The sequence below is a fragment of the Allorhizocola rhizosphaerae genome (assembly GCF_003426775.1).
GTDB classification, from domain to species: domain Bacteria; phylum Actinomycetota; class Actinomycetes; order Mycobacteriales; family Micromonosporaceae; genus Allorhizocola; species Allorhizocola rhizosphaerae.
The window spans coordinates 1-18,211 of sequence record NZ_QJUG01000112.1; the positions used below are offsets into that span (position 1 = coordinate 1).

Here is an 18,211-nt window from a genome sequence, read left to right on the forward strand (position 1 = left end):
CGCCGAGCCCACCCGGACCAACGGCAATGGCAACGGCAACGGGCACGGCGGCCGGCCGAGCAAGACGCCGGGAAAGCCGTAGCCGATGTCCTCGTCAGCTGATCATGAGGTTGTTGCGCCGACACGCCGCCGAACATGGACGTAAATTCATGATTAACGCAAGGGAGCGGGGGGCGAGGCATCGGGTTGGACGGCGGGTGGGGGTCAGGCAGCCGCGGGCGCATTGGTTCCTGTTACTGCTCGGGCTGGTGATGCTGCTCGGGCTTTTGACGCTCAACGGGTACGCCAACGGCGTGCTCGGTGGATCGGGCCGCGACCGGCACTTGGCGCAGGTCGGACAGGGGCCGCTCATCCGCACGGATGGACCCACGCCGCAGACCCGCTCGCTGCCGGACAAGACCATCGCGCTGACGTTCGACGACGGTCCCGATCCACAGTGGACACCGCAGGTGCTCGACATGCTCGCACGCCATCAGGTGAAGGCCACGTTCTTCGTCATCGGCGCGCGGGTCAACGAGCACCCGGAGCTGGTGCGGCAGGCCATCGCCGAGGGGCACGAGATCGGCGCGCACACGTTCACCCACGCCGAGCTCGCCGCGACGCCCGGGTGGCGGCGCGGGCTCGAAATGGCGTTGACGGCCAATGCGATCGCGGGCGCCACCGGGTACCACACAACGCTTTTCAGACCGCCCTTCTCGTCGCTGCCATCGGTCCTCACCGCGGCCGATTACGAGGCGATGCGCGGCTACATCGGAGTGCTGTCCGATCTGGACACCCGAGACTGGGAGCGGCCGGGCGTGCCGCGGATCGTGAAGGCGGCGACTCCCGAGGGCAACCGGGGCGCGATCGTGCTCATGCACGACGGCGGGGGTGACCGCAGTCAGACCCTTGCGGCGCTCGACCAGCTGATCCCCGCGCTCAAGGCCCACGGCTACACGTTCGGGACGGTCACGGAGGCGGCGGGAATCGGTCCGGCGCACGTGCCCGCGCCCATGGACGTGCAGCTGCGCGGCGACGCACTGCGCTGGGCGCAGACGCTGGCGGCCGTGGCAACCTCCGCGGTGGCGTGGCTGCTCGCGCTCGCGCTCGTGCTCGCCGTGCTGCGGCTGGTGGTGCAGCTCATCGCCGTCAGGGCGCACGTGCGCACGATGCGCCGGCGATGGTCGAGCGGCCGCGAGATCCTCGAACCGGTGTCGGTGATCGTGCCGGCGTACAACGAGTCGGCCAACATCGCGGCGACCGTGCGCTCGCTGGTGGCCAGCGACTACCCGTGGGTGGAGGTGATCGTCGTCGATGACGGCTCGACCGACGGGACCGCCGATATCGTGCACCGACTCGGCCTGCCCAACGTGCGGGTGATCCGCCAGCCCAACAGCGGCAAGCCCGGCGCGCTCAACACCGGCATCCGGGTGGCCCGTGCGCCGATCGTCGTGCTGGTCGACGGCGACACCGTGTTCCAGGAGGACACGGTCTACAACCTCGTGCAGGCATTCGCCGACCGGCGCGTCGGCGCGGTCGCCGGCAACACGAAGGTGGCCAACCGCAAGGGTCTCCTGGGGCGGTGGCAGCACCTGGAGTACGTCATCGGGTTCAATTTGGACCGTCGCTTCTTCGACATGGCACGGTGCATGCCGACGATCCCGGGTGCGGTCGGAGCCTTCCGGGCCGAGGTGCTGCACCAGGTGCGCGGCGTGCCCGGAGACACGCTCGCCGAGGACACGGATCTGACGATGGCCGTGCTGCGGGCCGGGTGGCACGTGGTCTACGAGGAGCACGCGATCGCCTGGACGGAGGCCCCTTCGACGCTCAAATCGCTGTGGCAGCAACGATATCGGTGGTGCTACGGCACGATGCAGGCGATGTGGAAGCACCGGCGGGCGATGTTCGAGCGCCGCCACCGGCTGCGTCGGGGCCTGCTGTATCTGTGGATCTTCCAGGTCGCGTTGCCGATCGCGGCCCCCGCGGTCGATGTGTTCGCGTTGTATGGACTGGTGTTTTTGCCTTGGTACCAGATGGCCGCCGCGTGGGTGGGCCTGCTCGCGTTGCAGGCCTTCACGGCGGCGGTCGCGCTGCGGCTCGACCGCGAATCGCTTCGTCCACTGTGGACGATACCGTTCCAGCAAGTCGTTTACCGTCAGCTGATGTACCTGGTGGTCGTGCAGTCGTTCGTCACCGCCCTGATCGGCAACCGGCTGCGCTGGCACCGCCAGACGCGGACCGGATCGGCCGCCGCCCTCGTCGAAGGAGTCCCGCATGGATCGTAGGACCGCACTGCGCCTCGCCGTCGCCGCCGCCGCGACGATGGGCGCGGCGAGCACGAAGAAGCCGCCCACGCCGCAGCCACAGCCGCGGCACGTGTCTTATCGCGGCTTCAACAGCGACGCCGACTTCGCGTCGGGCACGTCGGCGGGTGCCGAAATCGCCGGCGGCGCCATCGTTTTCGCTGGGCCGGTGGGGCAGCGCACCTATCTGGGCACGGTTTACGACTACGCGACGTGGACCTCGCCACAGGTGCCACTGGCGTTCACCGCCACGCAGGCCGTGCCGTCGTGGACCGCCGACACCCCGGGCGGGTCGTGGGTGGAGATCGAGCTGCGCGGTGTCACGGAGCTCGGCACGACCACGGCCTGGTACAACCTGGGGCGATGGGCCTACGACGACGCGTTCATCGCGCGCACGTCCGTGCCGTCACAGTCCGATGTGGATGGACGGGTCTCGATCGACACGTGGGTCGCGGCTCTTGGGCATGGGTTGAACAGTTGGCAGCTGCGGGTCACGCTGCTGCGCCCGGCCGGCTCGGGTGACGTGCCGCGGGTGCGCTCGGTCGGCGCCATGGCCTCGCGCCTGCCCGCGCCGGGCTCGGTCGTCCCGAGCACGCCAATGTTCGCACAGGGAACGGTGTTGGGCGTTCCGCCGTACTCCCAAAATATCCACATTGGAGAATACCCACAGTGGAACGGTGGCGGGGAGGCGTGGTGCAGCCCGACGTCGACGTCCATGGTGCTTGCCTACTGGGGCACGGGCCCGACGCCCGAGGACTACGCCTGGGTCGATCCGTCCTATCAGGACCCCTGGGTGGACTATGCCGCGCGATTCACCTACGACGCCAACTATGCCGGTACCGGAAACTGGCCCTTCAACACGGCATATGCCGGCCGGTTCGGGCTGGAGGCGTTCGTGACGCGGTTGCGTTCGCTCAACGAGGCCGAGCGTTTCATCGCGGCCGGCATCCCGCTGGTCTGCTCGCTGTCGTTCAAGAAGAACCAGATCCCCGGTCTGACCTACGGCACGAACGGTCACCTGTTGGTCGTGGCCGGGTTCGACAGCAGCGGCCGGCCGGTGCTCAACGATCCGGCGGCGTCGAGCAACGCGGGCGTGCGCAAGGTGGTCGGGCGCGCCGAGTTCGAGCAGGCATGGCTCGACACCAGCGGGGGCATCGCCTACGTCATCCATCCGGCATCGGTGCCCGTGCCCACATGGTGAAGAGTGAAGAGCAGTCAGGCCCGGTGGTCATGCAAAGCCCGCTGAGCCGACCACGACGAGCTTGAAAAGCACAAGGGTGGGACCAGCGAGGGTGCGCCAGGCTGGTCCCAGCCATAGAGCGCCCACGGGCCCAGGAATGTCACAGCCGGGATTGCGACCGCACTGATGTGCCTCTAGCGTGCATGGAACCCCCTTCAAGAGAGGTGATTCAATGAGGCTGAGGCGCACCCTCAGTGCGGCCGGCATGGCCGTGCTCGCCGCGGCGGCCGTGTTCGCCGTCAACCCAGTCATGGCAAGCGTTTCGGCGCCCGCGAACAGCGCGGAGATCTGCGTCGAGCCGGATGCCGCGGCCGATGCCAAGGTGAAGCCGGGCGGATCGGGCAAACACGACCCCAACGAGCTCACCCCGGCCGAGGCCGCGATGCGCGAGAAGGAACTGGCCGACGCGCTGCGGTTGCGGGAGCGGTTCGACCCGGGCACGACGGCGGCGGCCGCGGCCATCACGATTCCCGTCGTGTGGCACGTGATCTCCGAGGACGGGACGCGCGCCAACGGCAACATCTCCGACACGATGATCAACTCGCAGATCACTGTGCTCAACCAGGCATTCGCCACGGCCGGCTTCGGGTTCAACCTGCAGACGGTCAACCGCGTGACCAACCCGGCCTGGTACCCGATCGTCTACGGCTCAAGCACGGAGAAGCAGATGAAGGCCGCACTGCGGGTCGGCGGCGCCGGGACGCTCAACGTCTACAGCGGTGACCTCAGCGACGATCTGCTCGGCTGGGCCACTTTCCCGAAGTCCAAAATCAACTCCACCGATGGCGTGGTCATCCTCGCCGAGTCGGTGCCGGGCGGCAGCGCGGCGCCGTACAACCTGGGCGACACGGCGACGCACGAGGTCGGCCACTGGCTGAACCTCTACCACACCTTCCAGGGTGGTTGTAAGGGTCAGGGCGACCAGGTGTCCGACACCCCGGCCGAGGCCTCGCCGGCCTTCGGCTGCCCGGCCGGCCGCGACACGTGCACCGGCACGGGGGCCGACCCGATCAACAACTTCATGGACTACACCGACGACGCGTGCATGGATCACTTCACGCCGGGACAGGCGACACGCATGTTGAATGCGTGGAACGCGTTTAGGGCGTAGTCTGTAGACACCTCCCGGCGTCGGTGCGCGGCGCCGGGAGGCTTTTGCTCTATCCTTCGCAGCGGCCAGGAGCGGACAATCGCCGCCATCATGCGGTCTCGGGAAGCGTGTGTATCCTTCGTTCGGCAAGATCCGGCAGGTGTCGTGCAGCTGCGACGAGGTCGTTGTCATCATGCAGGATCACTAGCCCGCGGATAGCCGCACAGGCGCACACCAGCAGATCCACACAGGACAGCGCTCGATGGGCCCCAGCCCGAAGCAGTCGATACTGAGCCGACTCCACCCATTGCCACGCCGTTTTGGGCACCGCGACATCGGGGTATAGATCAATAAACATCGCGGTCATCTGCTCGTATTCGTCGAGGTTGCGAGCCGAGCGCCGGAACTCGGTGCGTTGCGGCTGGCATGAACCGATCGCGTGGTCGGAGATCGCGTCTGCCCAAGATCGGCGTAGGTCAGGCTCGCGCAGAAGACGCCAGAGGGCCGACGAGTCGGCCAGGTAACGCATCACGCCTTTGGCGCCTTGCTCGCCGTCCGCATTTCTTGCCAGCCCTCGTAGTCCCAACCCTGGGCGACCGTTGCGTGGTGTTCAAGTGCCGCGATGCGACGATGACGAGCCGCGTATTCGCGCAGCGCGAGGTTCACGGTCTCCTTCTTGCTTTTCGCTCCAGACAGCCGCATCGCCTCGGCGAGCGCGTCGTCATCGAGATCGATCTGAGTCACGGCCATTGCGGCTCCTGTGGGTATTGTATCTTCGGCTAATACATGACCAACATATCACGCGAAGCTGGGCGCCTTGACGCAACCGGATGATTGCAATAGCGTGAATGGCAACTGGGTGGTTGCTATTTACGAAACGCGATCGGTGGGGAAGCGGTCAATATGACGACAATAGGAAATCTGCCCGAGGTGGTGTCGCGCGAGCAGTGGCTCGCCGCCCGCAAGGAGCTGCTGGCCAAGGAGAAGGAGCTCACCCGCGCCCAGGACCGGCTCAACGCCGACCGCCGCCGGTTGCCGATGGTGCGCATCGAGAAGCCATACACCTTCGACGGTCCGGACGGGACCGTGAGCCTGCTTGATCTGTTCGAGGGCCGGCAGCAGCTGGTCATGCACCACTTCATGTTCGACCCGGATTGGGACACCGCCTGTTCGAGCTGCTCCTCGGCCGCCGACGGGATCGGCAACCTGCGGCAGTTGCATGTGCGCAACACGACGCTCGTCGCCGTATCACGCGCGCCGTACGAGAAGCTTGCCGCGTTTCGTGAGCGCATGGGGTGGACGTTCCCCTGGTATTCGTCGTATGGCAGCGACTTCAACTACGACTTCCACGCCACGCTCGACGACCGCGTGGCTCCCGTGCTGCTCCACTTCCGCACGGAGGTCGAGCTCGCCCAGGTCGGAACGCCGTGGACGGGTGGACCGTGGACCAAAGACATGCGCGGCTCGGAACTGCCGGGCATCAGCGCTTTCCTGCGGGTCGGCGAGGAGGTCTTCCACACCTACTCGACCTACGGGCGCGGCATCCAGGAGTTCCACAACGGGTACCAATACCTCGATCTCACCGTGCTGGGTCGCCAGGAGGAGTGGGAGGAGCCGAAGGGGCGCGCGGTCCCGCTCGGCCTGCAGGTCGGCGGTCCCGCCATGCGCCTGCCCGACGAGTACGACACCTGAGAGCGGTTCAGCCGGTGCGCGCGCTGAAGGCGCGGCGATAGGCGCGCGGGGCGACACCACGGCGCTTTTGGAACTGCTCGCGCAGGACCGTGGCACTGGCGTATCCAACCCGGCGCGCGATCTCCTCGATGGACAGGTCGGTGGACTCCAGCAGCTCCTCGACCTGAGCGAGCCGCTGGTGCAGGAGCCAGGAGTGCGGCGTGGAGCCCGTGGCGTCCTTGAACCGGCGGGCGAACGTGCGCGGGCTCATGTGGGTGCGGGCCGCCAGGTCGCCGACCGTGATCGGACGGTCCAGGTTGGACAGTGCCCACGTCATGACGGGTGCGAGGAAGTCGCCGGTGTCGGGGACGGGGGTGACGATGAACTGGGCCTGACCGCCGTCGCGGTGCGGTGCGACCACGATTTCGCGGGCGATCGCGTTGGCCACGGCCGAGCCGTGCTCGCGCCGCACGATGTGCAGGTAAAGGTCGATGCCCGCGACGGCGCCCGCGCCCGTGATGATGCGGCCCTCGTCGGCATACAGCGACTCGGGCATGACATTGACCCGGGGGAAGCGCCGGGCGAAGTCTTCGGCGAACCGCCAGTGGGTGGTCGCGCGCCTGCCGTCGAGCAACCCGGTCGCCGCGAGGAGATAAGACCCGACACACTGGCTGGCGACGATCGCACCCCGGTCATAGGCGTGTCTCACGGCGGCCAGGACCTCGGGGCCGGGCTCGGCGTGGAACGAGTCGCCGGGCAGCAGCAGCACCAGGTCGCCGCGCGCGAGCCGGTCGAGCCCGTGCTCGATGTGCAGCCGCAGGCCCGTGTCGGTGCGCACGGTGCCGGGCCGGTCGGTGCACCAGGTCAGCTCGAACGCGGGCAGGCCGCGGTGACTTCGATCGGCGAAGATCTCCGCGGCCAGCCCGAGCCCGAGCGAGTTGGACTCCTGTGGCACGTAGGCCGTTATCGAGCGAAAGCCCGCCATGGCACCTAGTTTGGCAGAGATCCCGCGAACGCGGGATCTGGGAGGTTCGGCGGGCCGCGCGATCTGGCCGAGCGGCTGGCGTTGGTGATGGAGGGTGTCTGCGTCGGCGCAGGCGCTCGGCACGGACGGTCCCGCCCGGCAGGCGCGTGCGATGGTGGACCTGGGTGGCAGGAAACCCGCGATAGTCAGCTGTCCTGCCACTGGCCGACGAATCCGGCGAGGCGCATCCTTTGGCGTGTGAGCGACAGACCAAAGGCCAACACGGCGACCTATGCGGTGCTCTACACGGGTTATGGGAGCCCCGGTGTGGCCAGCACGGTGGGATTCATCAAGGACGGGGACACGATCGTGGTCACCGACCCGGGGATGGTCAGCCATCGGCGTGTCATCCTGGAGCCGTTGCGGCGCACGGGGTTCGAGCCGGAGGACGTGACCGATGTGGTGTTCAGCCATCACCACCCCGACCACACGCTCAACGCGGCGCTGTTTCCCAACGCGCGGTTCCACGACCATTGGGCCATCTATGAGGGGGACCAATGGCATTGGCGGGACGCCGAGGGATACGACCTGACCGATTCGATCCGGCTGATCCGCACGCCAGGCCACACCGCCGAGGACATCACGACGCTGGCGGGCACGGCCGAGGGCGTGGTCGCGTTCACGCACGCGTGGAACGAGGCCACGTCGGTGGGCGACCGGCACGCGACCGACCTGGAAGCGTTGCACGCCAGCCGGATTAGGGTGCTCGCCGCGGCCGATGTCGTCGTGCCGGGGCACGGGCCGGCGTTCGTGCCCGACGAGAGCACACCGCGATGACCGTGCTTGAGTTGCGGCAGTACAAGCTGCACCCTGGACGGCGGGACGTGCTGATCGAGCTGTTCGACCGGGAGTTCGTGGACAGCCAGGAGGCGTGCGGGATGCGCGTCCTCGGGCAGTTCCGCGACCTGGACAACCCCGATCGGTTCGTGTGGCTGCGCGAGTTCGACGACATGGATGGGCGCAAGCGTGCGCTGGAGGCGTTTTACACCGGACCGGTGTGGCGCGCTCACCGTGACGCCGCCAACGCAACGATGATCGACTCCGATGATGTGCTGCTGCTGCGGCCGGTGCGGCCCGAATCGCGACTACGGCCGGTCGGGCCGCGCCCGCCGGTCGGGGCCACCGAAACGGCTCCCATTGTTGTGCATGTTGCCATCTGGCCGGGGGCGTTCGCGGTACCAGATGAAGGGATTGGGCTTTATGAAACCGAACCGGCGGAGAACACGTTTCCCGCGCTGCCGGTCCGGACCGATGTCAACGTGACCGTCTGGTTTGGACGGTCGCCGCAACCGGGCGGTCAGGCACTGCGGCTTTGCCCGACCGCGCGGTCGATGCTGCGATAACCGGCTGTGGCTAGAGTGGCAGCTGGAAGTGGAAGGCGCTGATGGTCAGGCGCTCGCGCATGTAGAACCGGTGCGCGTCCTTGCGGAACGTGCCCGAGTCGAGGTCGAGGATCGTGCAACCGGCCGCCCTCGCCCGCTGCGTTAGCTCGGCCAGCAGCGCCTTGCCCACGCCGAGCCCTCGCGCCGATTCGGTGGTCACCAGATCGTCGATGTAAAGCTTGCGCCCTGCGACGGTCGTAGCGATGATGCGCCACCCGGCAACGCCCACACACCGCCCGTCGGGGTCGAACGCGGCGGTGAAGCGGTAGCCCTGCGGGTATCCCTCGGTGTAGATGTCGTGAAGGGACTGTGCGGTCAGCTCCGGCCGCAACTCCCGCAGCACCGACAACACATCGCCGGCCAGCCGAGGATCACCCGGCTCGATGTCGATCAGTTTCACCGGCCAACCTTACCCGCGCGCTACATCCACGAGCGCAGCATGGGCTCGGCGCGTTCGGCGATGTAGAGGCGGTAGTGGTACCAGCAGCGCAGACCGGCCTTGCCTTTGGCCGGCGAACAGGCGTGGCCCAGGGTGAGCGGCAACGTCTCGGCGCGGGCGATGAGGCGTGAGGCCAGCGGGAAGAGCAGGGCGCGCACCGGGCGGCGCACGGCAACGGCGGGTCCGATGCATCTGACCCTCAACGTGGGGATCTTTTCGCTCCACCCCGTTGGCGGTCTCGAAGATGCTCTCGTCAACCCACACCACGGCGTTCTCGCCCCCGGTCGCCGTGACGATCTGCGAATGCCATGCGTCCCGGGTTTGCGGCCAGGGCAGCCCCACGCAGTCGGGCCGCGCGCGGCTCAACAAGGCACCGGTCAAACGGCCGATCATGTTGTCGCGCAATTGTTTGATCAAGTCGAGGGCGATGCCGCTCAGTGTATCGCCGGCCCGCGCCGAATCCGGGTCGACCGCGTCCAATGTGGACAACGCCACGGGTCGGACCACCTCGTCGTCATCGCACACGGAGACGGTATCGGCGAAGTCAAGTTCCTTCTTGAGCGGAAAATCCTCCTCAATCACCGTCCGCAGCGGCGTGGCGCCGTGCGGACCGGCGAGTTTCAGCTCCGCTTCGAAGCACTCCGAAAGCCGTTTCCAAACGCGGGTCAGCGAGGCGGCCGCACGGTCGGGCGGCAGCGCGCCGATGGTGTTCATGAAGTTGTCTCCTCGCCGGGGAGCATGTCGATGATCGCCTGGACGTCCCGCTTCGTCACCTCGCTGGTGCGCACCCGCTCGAGGTCGGGGTCCATGGCCAGCCACGAGCCGGACAGCCGGTAGGCGTCGCTGCAGCACATCGCATCGTTGAGGTGTTTGACCGCGTCTTTGAGGTATGTCTCCGCCTGTTCCGGATCGCCGGCCTCGCGTACCGCCAGACAACAGGCGACGTTGTAGCGCACCTCGGCCCATCGCGATCCCATCAACCGATCGGGTACGGGATCGACGCAGCAGCCTCGGCGCGCCATGTTGACGAGCTCTGCCGCGTCGATCGCGTCGCGGACCTTGCGGCGGTTCCGAAACCGGGCGACATCGTTGCGCTCACGGATGGACAACCGTCGCATCACGAGGATCGGCGGCCACAGTCCCCGCTGGACCCTCTGGAACGCGCCGCAGGATGCCTCGTGCTTCCCCTCCGACGAATAGGCGATGGCGAGGCGATACTGGGCCAGGCCGTAGTCTTTCCAGATGTGCGCTGCCCGCTCGTACTGCCGCAGGGCCTCCTTCTGCAGACCGCCCAGATCGAGCTCGTAGCCGTAGCGCACGAGCATCTCGGCGCTTCCTGGCGTCGCGCGCACGACGCTTTTCATCTTCCCGATGCGCTTGCGGCGGTCTTCGCGCGTCTCGCACTTGAGTCTCTGCCACTGGTAATAGGCCGCACCGGCGTTGGGCACCCATTGCATCCACGGCGGGACCGCCCGAGCGTTTCCGATGATCCACCCGGCCGCCTCGTAAGCCGCCTCGGCCAGCGCGTCCTCGGCCTTCTTCGCCTCCACGCTGAAGGTCTTCAGGGTGCGCTGCGTCCGTCGTGATCGGATCACGACCAGGACTTGGCTCTGGTCGTCGGGACCGACGACGCTGGCCGTGATCTCGTAGCCGCGCTGCGGGATGGCGACCGCGTTGGCGAACGACAGCAGCGCCTTCGCGATGGGACCGCGGACCGGATCGATCGCCACCAGGTCGGTGATGGACGCGGCCGCCTTGGTGCCGGGCTGCCCGCCGGGCTCGACAAGATTGGTCAGCAGGTGATGCCGCAGCGCGGCCCGGTGATTCTCGTTCTTGGGCGCCTTTTCGTCGAAGGCGACCGGGCCGGGATCCAGGCCACCGTTGAGCACCTCCAGCCGCCGGTACCCGAACACCGCCGCGGCGGCCAGCAGCGCCCACAGCCACGGCTCGGGCGACCATGCGAACGCCGTGCGGATCGCCGTTTGCCCGCCGGAGGTGAGTTGTCGCGACAGCTCCACCGCCGAGCCCGCCGCATCCTGTTGTTCGTTGCGTGCCCTTGCCAGTGCCAGCTCTGCCGCGCGGTCGGCATCCGTAGCGGCTTTGGCCGCCGCGTCCGCCCGGTCGGCATCCGCCCTGGCAACCCTGGCCAATTCCGCGGCGGCTTGCCGATCGACGGCGGCCCCCGGCGCGTCCGCCTCCTTCTGCGCCTTTGCGTATGCCTCTCGTGCCGCGAGGGCGTCATCGCTTGTCTTGGCACGGCGCAAACCCGCGATCTTCAGCTCGGCCTCGGCGATGCTGAGCCGGATTGCCGCCGGATCAGCCGGTGTCGCGTTGTCCAAGCGCCCGCACGGGTCAGCCCGCCCCGCAGTGGCGGGCGGCTGGAACTCGCCGCCTGCGGCTTGGCAGGCACGGACGATGGCCGCCTGAGCATCGTCGGCCGACCTGACGTCCTTGAACTTGAGGAGCTGCTCGTCGAGTAACGCGATCGCGGCGCGTTGCTCCAGTGCCGCCTCGACGGCCCGCTCGTGCCGGCCGACCCCCGTGACCACCATCGCGCCTAGAAGTACGAACACCACCGCCAGGCCACGGAACCACCCGGCCGGCCACTGATAGGCCACCGCGGTCAGCGCGACCGCCACGGCGATCATGAGCACGGCATGCCGCCACGTCCACGGGCCGCCCTGGCGGGCCTCCGCCATCAAGACCGACACGACGGACAGGCAGAACACCAGCGTGGCAACGGCCAGAGCGCGGGCCGGGCCGGGACCGGTCGCCAATCTCCACTGCCGCGCATGGAACAGCGCCAGAAACACCATCAGGGCACCGGCGAACAACGCAAGCAGAACCACCATGGTGTCCAACATGGCCCGCTCCATCACTCGGTGGAGTTCGGCGATCCGGCCAACCCTACGGGCCATTGACCCGACGTATCAATAGGAGTAAACCCCTGGAGTGACCAAATATCTGGCGATCACGCTGACGCTCTTGGTGTGAGCGTGCGGCGACCCTCGATCTCCCCGCCTGTGAGCGCACCGCCCGGCGCCGCGGCGAAACCACACTCGAAGTATTTCAGCCAGGCGGACTGACCCCCCCGGCATGCCGCCGCAATTCTTCGCCACGTGCGGCTGTCAGAAGATGTCCGGCTTCCCTAAGGAGTGGGGAGGCTGGCCGCCCGCTTCAAAGCGTGCTGTAGCAAGGAAATCAGCGCGTCGCGCACGGACACCCGCTCACGCGCGTCAAACATGATGAGCGGGGTCTGGTCGCTGATGGCCAGCGCCCATCTCAAGTCGTCGATCGTATGCGCGAGCCTGCCGTCGAACATGTTGACCGCCACCACGAACGGCAGGTCCAGCTTCTCGAAGTAGTCCACGGCCGGGTAGCAGTCGTCGATGCGGCGCGCGTCGACGATCACCATCGCGCCCAGCGCGCCGTGCGACAGGTCCCGCCACATGAAGCCGAACCTGTCCTGACCGGGCGTGCCGAACAGGTACAGCTTCAAAGTCTCATCAATGGTTATGCAGCCGAAGTCAAGTGCGACCGTCGTCGCCGTCTTGGCGGGGATCTCCTCCATGCCATCGATGCCTTCGGCCGCGGTGGTGATGGCCGCCTCGGTGGTCAGCGGCTTGATCTCCGAGATGGAGCCGACCGCCGTCGTCTTGCCGACCCCGAAACCGCCGGCTATGACAATCTTTAACGGTACCGGTAAAGCCTTAGCGGATGGATTCGAGTCCACGGATAACCCTCTCGATCAGGTCTATGTCGTGCGCGAGTGGGAGGCTGGGCCGGCGCACGCGGACGTAGCCCTTCTCCGCCAGATCGGCGACCAGCACCCGCGCGACTCCAATGTGGAGCTTGAGCCGCGCGGCCACCTCCGCCACCGACATGGGGACCGCGCACAGTCCCACGATGTCGCGATGCTCGAACGCCAGGCCCGGCAACGCGTCCGTGCCGGGCCCGGTCGTCATCACCTGCGCCTCGATTTCCAGCGTCCGGTCGACCGGTTCGGTGCGCCCGTCGGTGAGGACATACGGTCGCAGCGGCGAGACGTCCACATGGGACTCCTCGTCCGGGAAATCGGCGTCGAGATAAGGGCGCATCAGCTTCCTACGGTCAGCTTCAGTTCCTCGATGAGGCCGGGGGACAGCGCCGAGCTGGCCCGATTGGCGAACAACGCCATCTCGTAGGCCACGGTGCCGAGGCTGGCCTGTTTGGAGGCGAGGACGCCGAGCGCGCAGCCGATGCTGATCGTGCACACCAGCATGTATCCCTGGGTCAGCTCGATGACGACCTTGTCCGGCTCGCCGAGCGGGGCACACTCGGAGACGCCGTGCGCGAGGCTGAGCGTCGCCGAGCAGATCGCGGCCAGCCGGTCGGCGTCGGCCCGGGGCAGGTCCGACGACATTGCGATGAGCAGGCCGTCCGACGATACCGCGATGGCCGCGACGACGCCCGCGGTCTCCTGCGCGAACCGGCCCACCAACCAGTTGAAGTTCTTTGCCGCACTGCTGACGTCCGAGGCGGGCGTGGTCATATCGGGGTCTCCTTGTCTGCCTTTTCCCAGGCTTGCATGTAACTGTCAAATGTGGAGCGTTCGGCGTCGGGATCGCGTTGCTGTGCCACGGGCAACGCCCGCTCTTTCGGGGCCGGGAAGAGGTTCGCGCCGGGGACGCGGCGGCTCAGCGTGGCGCGGCTGAACGCACTCTGGAACGCATCCATCGCGGCGTGCGTGGCCACCGGGTCGTGCACGGGGGGCGGCTCGGGCGCCTTGCGCGCGGCAGTGGGCAGGTTGGCCCCGGGCACGCGCCGGCTCAGCGTGCCACGCTGCTGCGGTTGCGGCTCCGGCTCCCGCTGAGGTTGGGGCTTTGGTTCCGGCTGGGGTTTTCGTTCCGGTTGGGGTGCCGGCTGCGGTTGGGGTGCCGGCTGCGGCGGCTCGGGTTCCCGTTCGAACCACGCGAAATCGCCTGGGACGACGGGAATCTCGGGCACCGGGACGGCCGGCTTCGGTGCGCGCCTTGGCAATTCAGTCGGTACCGGCTCAGCCCCCACACTGAACAGTGCGGGCGGGATGGAGACGGTCGCCGTGACGCCCTCGCCCGGCGTAGGGGAAAGCTCCACTGCCAAGCCGTGCCGCCGGGCCAGCCGCCCGACGACGAACAGCCCGAGCAGGCTGGTCGGCGCGATGTCGAGCCGCTCCCGCTCGACCAGCCGGCGGTTCTCCTGCTGCAGCTGGCGCGTGGTCATGCCGATGCCGTGGTCGACGATGCTCACCCGGCACCAGCCGTCGTCGTGCAGCCGCGCGCTGACGTCCACAGTGGACTGCGGTGGGGAGAAGGCGGTCGCGTTCTCCAGCAGTTCGGCGAAGACCAGCACCAGGTCCGACACGAGCCCTGCGGAAACCGTCGCCGGGTGCAGCTCGCCCAGCCGGACCCGGCGATAGTCCTCGATCTCCGCGAGCGCCGACCGCAGCACGGTCGCCATCGGCATCGGCGTCGCGATCCGGGGCTCGCTGCGCGAGCCCGCGATGACGAGCAGGTTGTCCGCGCTGCGGCGCAGGCGGGTGGACAGGTGGTCCAGCCGGTACAGCTTGGCGAGCAGGCGCACGTTCTGCTCGTCGCGTTCGAGCTCATCGACCAGGGCCAGCTGGCGGCGCACCAGATTTTGCGTGCGCTGGGCCACGTTGGCGAACATGAGGCTGGTGTTGCGCCGCGAGACCATCTGCCGTTCGACCAGCCGCGAGGCGGTCGTCTGCACCTGGTTGAAGGCCACGGCCAGCTCGCCGATCTCGTCGCCGGACGACACGTCGATGGCCGGGAGCCGGCGCGGGCGCTCGTCGGGGTTTTCGACGTCGCTCACCCGTACCAGCTCGGCGTTGGTCACTTCGGCGACGTTCGAGGCGGCCCGGATCAGCCGTAGCAGCGGTCGGCGGATGGCTCGGCTGACGATGAGCGCGAGCCAGATCACGAGCCCGAACATCACACCGGTGCCGAGGCCGACGACCCACCCGATGATGCGGCCGGTGAGGCGGCGGGCCGCTGCGGCGTCGGCGATCTCGCTGGTCACCCGGGTCTGCACCATCCGGCGCAGGTCGGCCTGCACCTCGGCCGCGCTGAGCGCGTCGCGCACGAACGCCGGCGAGCCATTCGGCTGCTGGGCGAGGGTCGACACGCGCCGGGCGGCCTCGCCCTGGTCGACGAGCACGAGCAGGGCGGCCTGCTCGGTGTCGGCCTGGAGCACGAACCGCTCGGTGAACATCTGTGCCTGTGCGGTCGAGGTGGTCAGCAGTTCCCGCCCGAGATGCTGGTTGACCGCCAACATCAGCAGGGCCGTGCCGCGCAGTGCGTTCTGCTCGTTGGCGCGCAGCAGTGCGTCGAGCGCCGCCAGCTGGCGGACGCCATCGGCGTCGCTGGTGCGTTGCTGCAACAGGCGAAGCGCGTCGATGAGCGACTCGATGACGGCGTGGTAAGCGCGGGCGACACTGTCCAGCGGGGCACCGCGACTGCGCGCACTCTGGCGCAGCTCGCTGAGCGAGCCGATGCGCACCAGCGCGTTGGCCAGTTCGTCGGAGGCGTTGGGCCCCAGCGTGCGCAGCATCTCCTCGGCCATGTCGGCGACCGTCTGCTGCTGCAACACCATCGTCACGGCCAAGGCGTTCAGGGCTTCCGGGTCGGCCAGATAGGCGGCGGTCACGAGCCGCTCGCGCTGCAACTCCCACACGAGCGTGCCCAGCATGCGGGCCTGGGACGCGGCGGTGGTGGTCACCAGCGCCGCCCGTGCCTCGGCCCGCGCGTCCACAATGGCCGGTCCGCCGAGCAGTGCCACGGCCGCCAGCGGCAGTGCGACGAGGAAGTTCAGCTTGCCCCGGACGCGGAGACGATCGATAATCATCGCCGCGCCAGGAGTTCACGTGGGTCGATGAAATTGGGTGTGCGCCGACCGGTGGACGCGCCGTCCTGCTCCTCGGCCGGCGGCGCGGGCGGTGCCGCAACGCGCCTGCGGGAAAGCAACAGCCACGCCAGGGCGGCGGCGGCCAGCCCGGACACGCCTACGGAAAGCAGCAGCACCCGCTGTTGCACGGCCAGATCCGCGGCGGTGGCGTCGAGCAGTTCCGTGAACGCGTTGAGCGCGGCCGAGGCGAGCCCCAGCCCCGCCTCGCGCACCCGGGTGGTGGCCAGCTCGACGTCGATCCGGGCGGTGGCCCGGCTCAGGGTGTCGGCCGAGTCGATCTTGGCGGTCGCCTGGCTCAGGGTGGCGGCCGACGTCGTGAACTCGTCGAGCGGCGCGAGCAAGGGGAGGTCGGGGGACAGCGACGCGGCGCCCAGGCCCGCGCTCACCTCCTGCGCGGCGCGCGAAATGCGGTCGCGCAGAATCGGGACCAGTGGGTCGGTGGGCGCGGTGTGCGAGAGCGACGCCAGATCTCCAGCGATGGCAAGGACTTCCGGGACCCGCTTCATCCCCACGTCGATCAGGTGCGAGGAGCTGCCCGGGTCACGGGTCACCTGCGACGAGTCGGCGAGCCAGGCCAGCACCTCGCGGGTCATCGCGACCGGAACGGCGAACGCCCGTACCGCCTCCGCACCGGCCGGGTTGCGCCGCAGCACCTCCTCGATCTCGCTGTTGATACGCGCCCATCGCTGGTCGATGCGCAGGCGGGCGGCGTGTGCGGGATCGACGCCGTTGACCTCGCCGATGCTCGCGCGAATGCCGGAGTCGTCGATGCGGATGGTGCGCGCGGCCGTGTACTGCGCGTCGACCAGCCCGGCGAGCAGGCCGTTGAGTGGGCGGGCGTAGGCCGCTGCCGCACGCTCGACGGCCACGACATCGGACATGCCCGAGTTCGCGCTCCACAGCTGCCCGATGAGAAAAACCATCGGACTGAGCGCGAGCACCAGGGCAGCGATCTGCAGCGCGCGGCTTAGGGGCGCGTTGCGCTGCGGAGGCCGCGCCGCGTGGGCCGCGGCCGGTACCAGGTTGGCATTGTCAGAATCGGAGGGTGCGAGACTCATCGAAGTTCCTCGTCGGGGTTAGTCCGGAACCGCCTTCACGAACCTTTCGTCCAGCAGGCCAGCGACGGCCGGGCGGCTCTGGACCATGCCGGTGCCGAAGACGAAGTCGGCGATCTGTGTGGCCTGAAAGTTCAGGTGCTTCGGAGTGGTGCCAGGCTTAAACGCGTCTATAGCCTGCTGCCGGGTGAAGATGGAGGTACCGGCGGCGAAGGTCTGATAGTCGGCCACGCTCACCCCACACACCCGGGCCATGATGGCGGTTGCGGCCGCGCGGTTCTCTTTGATCCATTCGAGTGTGTCGAACCAGGCGTTGACCAAGCCCTGCACCGCATCCGGGTGCTCCTCGATCAGGGCCGGCCGCACCACAAGGTGGTTCGGGATGGCGCCGGGGAACTCGGCCGACGTGGCGATCGCCCGGCTCCCCTCGCGATAGAGCGCGCGGTTGGTGTAGGGCGCCGACACGCTCACGGCGTCGACCTGGCCCGCCGCGAACGCCGCCGCCGCGGCCTCCGCCGGCTGCGGTTGCAGGATGACATCGCGCTGGCTCAGACCCGCCTGCTGCAGGGCGAGCAGCAGGAGATAGTGGTGGGCGGTGCCCTGCTCGACCGCGATCCGGCGGCCCTTCAGCTCGGCCACGCTCGTAATCCCTTGGCGGGCAATGATTTTGTCGTTGCCGGTGGAATTATCGTTGACGAGCACTATGGTCTGCTTCGCCCCGGAGCTGATCGAGATGAGAGTATCGTTGAGCGTCTGGCTGTTGGCGTCCAGCGCGGCGGTTTCGAGCGCGAGCAAACTGTCGGTGTAGTTGGTGAAAAACTTCAGCTCCACGTTGACGCCGTGCTTGGCGAACAGACCCTGCTCCTTGGCCACCTGCCAGGGCAGCCAGCCCGGCCATGCCGTGAACCCCAGCGTCACCCGCGCCGGAGCGTCCCCCGCGTCGCGGCCGCCCGCGCTGGAGGCGCAGGCCGCAACGTTCGCTGCACCCGCGAACAGCACGACACTGAGCACAATAGACGGCAGGCGGGTCAAGGGCATACTCCTGTGATTTCTGGCCGCACCCAGCGGGGATTAGCGGAGTAT

Annotated in this window: 18 protein-coding genes; 6 read left to right on the forward strand and 12 right to left on the reverse strand. The window is 68.2% G+C overall.

All coding sequences use genetic code 11. From position 1 onward, the window contains the following. Nucleotides 1-197 precede the first annotated feature (197 nt). The 3 genes from DM816_RS23410 (at nt 198) to DM816_RS23420 (ending at nt 4,633) form a co-directional block, all read left to right on the forward strand. Nucleotides 198-2,264, forward strand: a complete 2,067-nt coding sequence (locus DM816_RS23410; RefSeq protein WP_246002158.1) for a bifunctional polysaccharide deacetylase/glycosyltransferase family 2 protein — start codon at nt 198-200, stop codon at nt 2,262-2,264. Continuing rightward, nucleotides 2,254-3,483: a C39 family peptidase gene (locus tag DM816_RS23415; RefSeq protein ID WP_117212549.1), complete on the forward strand. Its 1,230-nt coding sequence runs from the start codon at nt 2,254-2,256 to the stop codon at nt 3,481-3,483. Before DM816_RS23410 ends, DM816_RS23415 begins: the two co-directional genes overlap by 11 nt. A 244-nt stretch (nt 3,484-3,727) precedes the next feature. After that, nucleotides 3,728-4,633, forward strand: a complete 906-nt coding sequence (locus DM816_RS23420) for a zinc metalloprotease (protein WP_425455267.1) — start codon at nt 3,728-3,730, stop codon at nt 4,631-4,633. An 88-nt stretch (nt 4,634-4,721) separates the two neighbouring features. Here the strand turns inward: DM816_RS23420 and DM816_RS23425 are convergent, their stop codons facing one another. Further along, a complete protein-coding gene (locus DM816_RS23425; protein WP_342768745.1) occupies nt 4,722-5,141 on the reverse strand; it encodes a PIN domain-containing protein in 420 nt (139 codons plus the stop codon). Further along, nucleotides 5,141-5,356, reverse strand: a complete 216-nt coding sequence (locus DM816_RS23430; protein WP_425455266.1) for a type II toxin-antitoxin system VapB family antitoxin — start codon at nt 5,354-5,356, stop codon at nt 5,141-5,143. The genes DM816_RS23425 and DM816_RS23430 overlap by 1 nt, the downstream gene beginning before the upstream one ends. Nucleotides 5,357-5,515: 159 nt before the next feature. Here DM816_RS23430 and DM816_RS23435 point away from each other — a divergent pair, with 159 nt between their 5' ends. Next, nucleotides 5,516-6,304, forward strand: coding sequence for a DUF899 domain-containing protein (locus tag DM816_RS23435; protein WP_117212555.1), 789 nt, complete (start codon nt 5,516-5,518; stop codon nt 6,302-6,304). A gap of 7 nt (nt 6,305-6,311) precedes the next feature. Here DM816_RS23435 and DM816_RS23440 read toward each other — a convergent pair whose 3' ends face one another. Further along, a complete protein-coding gene (locus DM816_RS23440) occupies nt 6,312-7,268 on the reverse strand; it encodes a GlxA family transcriptional regulator (protein ID WP_117212556.1) in 957 nt (318 codons plus the stop codon). Nucleotides 7,269-7,505: 237 nt separating this feature from the next. Between DM816_RS23440 and DM816_RS23445 the strand changes: the two genes are divergently transcribed. Both DM816_RS23445 and DM816_RS23450 read left to right on the forward strand, forming a co-directional pair. After that, a complete protein-coding gene (locus tag DM816_RS23445) occupies nt 7,506-8,084 on the forward strand; it encodes an MBL fold metallo-hydrolase (RefSeq protein ID WP_211588823.1) in 579 nt (192 codons plus the stop codon). Further along, nucleotides 8,081-8,650, forward strand: a complete 570-nt coding sequence (locus DM816_RS23450) for an NIPSNAP family protein (protein ID WP_117212557.1) — start codon at nt 8,081-8,083, stop codon at nt 8,648-8,650. The genes DM816_RS23445 and DM816_RS23450 overlap by 4 nt, the downstream gene beginning before the upstream one ends. A 10-nt stretch (nt 8,651-8,660) precedes the next feature. Here the strand turns inward: DM816_RS23450 and DM816_RS23455 are convergent, their stop codons facing one another. The 9 genes from DM816_RS23455 to DM816_RS23495 all read right to left on the reverse strand — a co-directional run bounded on the left by DM816_RS23455 (nt 8,661) and on the right by DM816_RS23495 (nt 18,160). Next, entirely contained in the window at nt 8,661-9,089 is a 429-nt protein-coding gene (locus DM816_RS23455; protein ID WP_117212558.1) for a GNAT family N-acetyltransferase, read from the reverse strand. A gap of 9 nt (nt 9,090-9,098) precedes the next feature. Beyond that, complete coding sequence (locus DM816_RS23460; RefSeq protein ID WP_117212559.1) at nt 9,099-9,842, reverse strand: hypothetical protein; 744 nt, start codon at nt 9,840-9,842, stop codon at nt 9,099-9,101. Then, nucleotides 9,839-11,992, reverse strand: coding sequence for a hypothetical protein (locus DM816_RS23465; protein ID WP_162907751.1), 2,154 nt, complete (start codon nt 11,990-11,992; stop codon nt 9,839-9,841). Before DM816_RS23465 ends, DM816_RS23460 begins: the two co-directional genes overlap by 4 nt. Nucleotides 11,993-12,276: 284 nt before the next feature. Continuing rightward, the gene (locus tag DM816_RS23470; RefSeq protein ID WP_117212561.1) at nt 12,277-12,861 is read right to left on the reverse strand and encodes a GTP-binding protein; all 585 of its coding nucleotides are present in this window, start codon (nt 12,859-12,861) and stop codon (nt 12,277-12,279) included. Then, nucleotides 12,839-13,225: a DUF742 domain-containing protein gene (locus DM816_RS23475; RefSeq protein ID WP_117212562.1), complete on the reverse strand. Its 387-nt coding sequence runs from the start codon at nt 13,223-13,225 to the stop codon at nt 12,839-12,841. Before DM816_RS23475 ends, DM816_RS23470 begins: the two co-directional genes overlap by 23 nt. Beyond that, nucleotides 13,225-13,659, reverse strand: coding sequence for a roadblock/LC7 domain-containing protein (locus DM816_RS23480; protein WP_117212563.1), 435 nt, complete (start codon nt 13,657-13,659; stop codon nt 13,225-13,227). The genes DM816_RS23475 and DM816_RS23480 overlap by 1 nt, the downstream gene beginning before the upstream one ends. Next, nucleotides 13,656-16,013, reverse strand: a complete 2,358-nt coding sequence (locus DM816_RS23485) for a sensor histidine kinase (protein WP_117212564.1) — start codon at nt 16,011-16,013, stop codon at nt 13,656-13,658. Before DM816_RS23485 ends, DM816_RS23480 begins: the two co-directional genes overlap by 4 nt. Beyond that, complete coding sequence (locus tag DM816_RS23490) at nt 16,010-17,131, reverse strand: hypothetical protein (RefSeq protein WP_117212565.1); 1,122 nt, start codon at nt 17,129-17,131, stop codon at nt 16,010-16,012. The genes DM816_RS23485 and DM816_RS23490 overlap by 4 nt, the downstream gene beginning before the upstream one ends. An 18-nt stretch (nt 17,132-17,149) precedes the next feature. Next, nucleotides 17,150-18,160, reverse strand: coding sequence for an aliphatic sulfonate ABC transporter substrate-binding protein (locus tag DM816_RS23495; protein ID WP_211588824.1), 1,011 nt, complete (start codon nt 18,158-18,160; stop codon nt 17,150-17,152). Between the last annotated feature and the right edge of the window lie 51 nt (nt 18,161-18,211).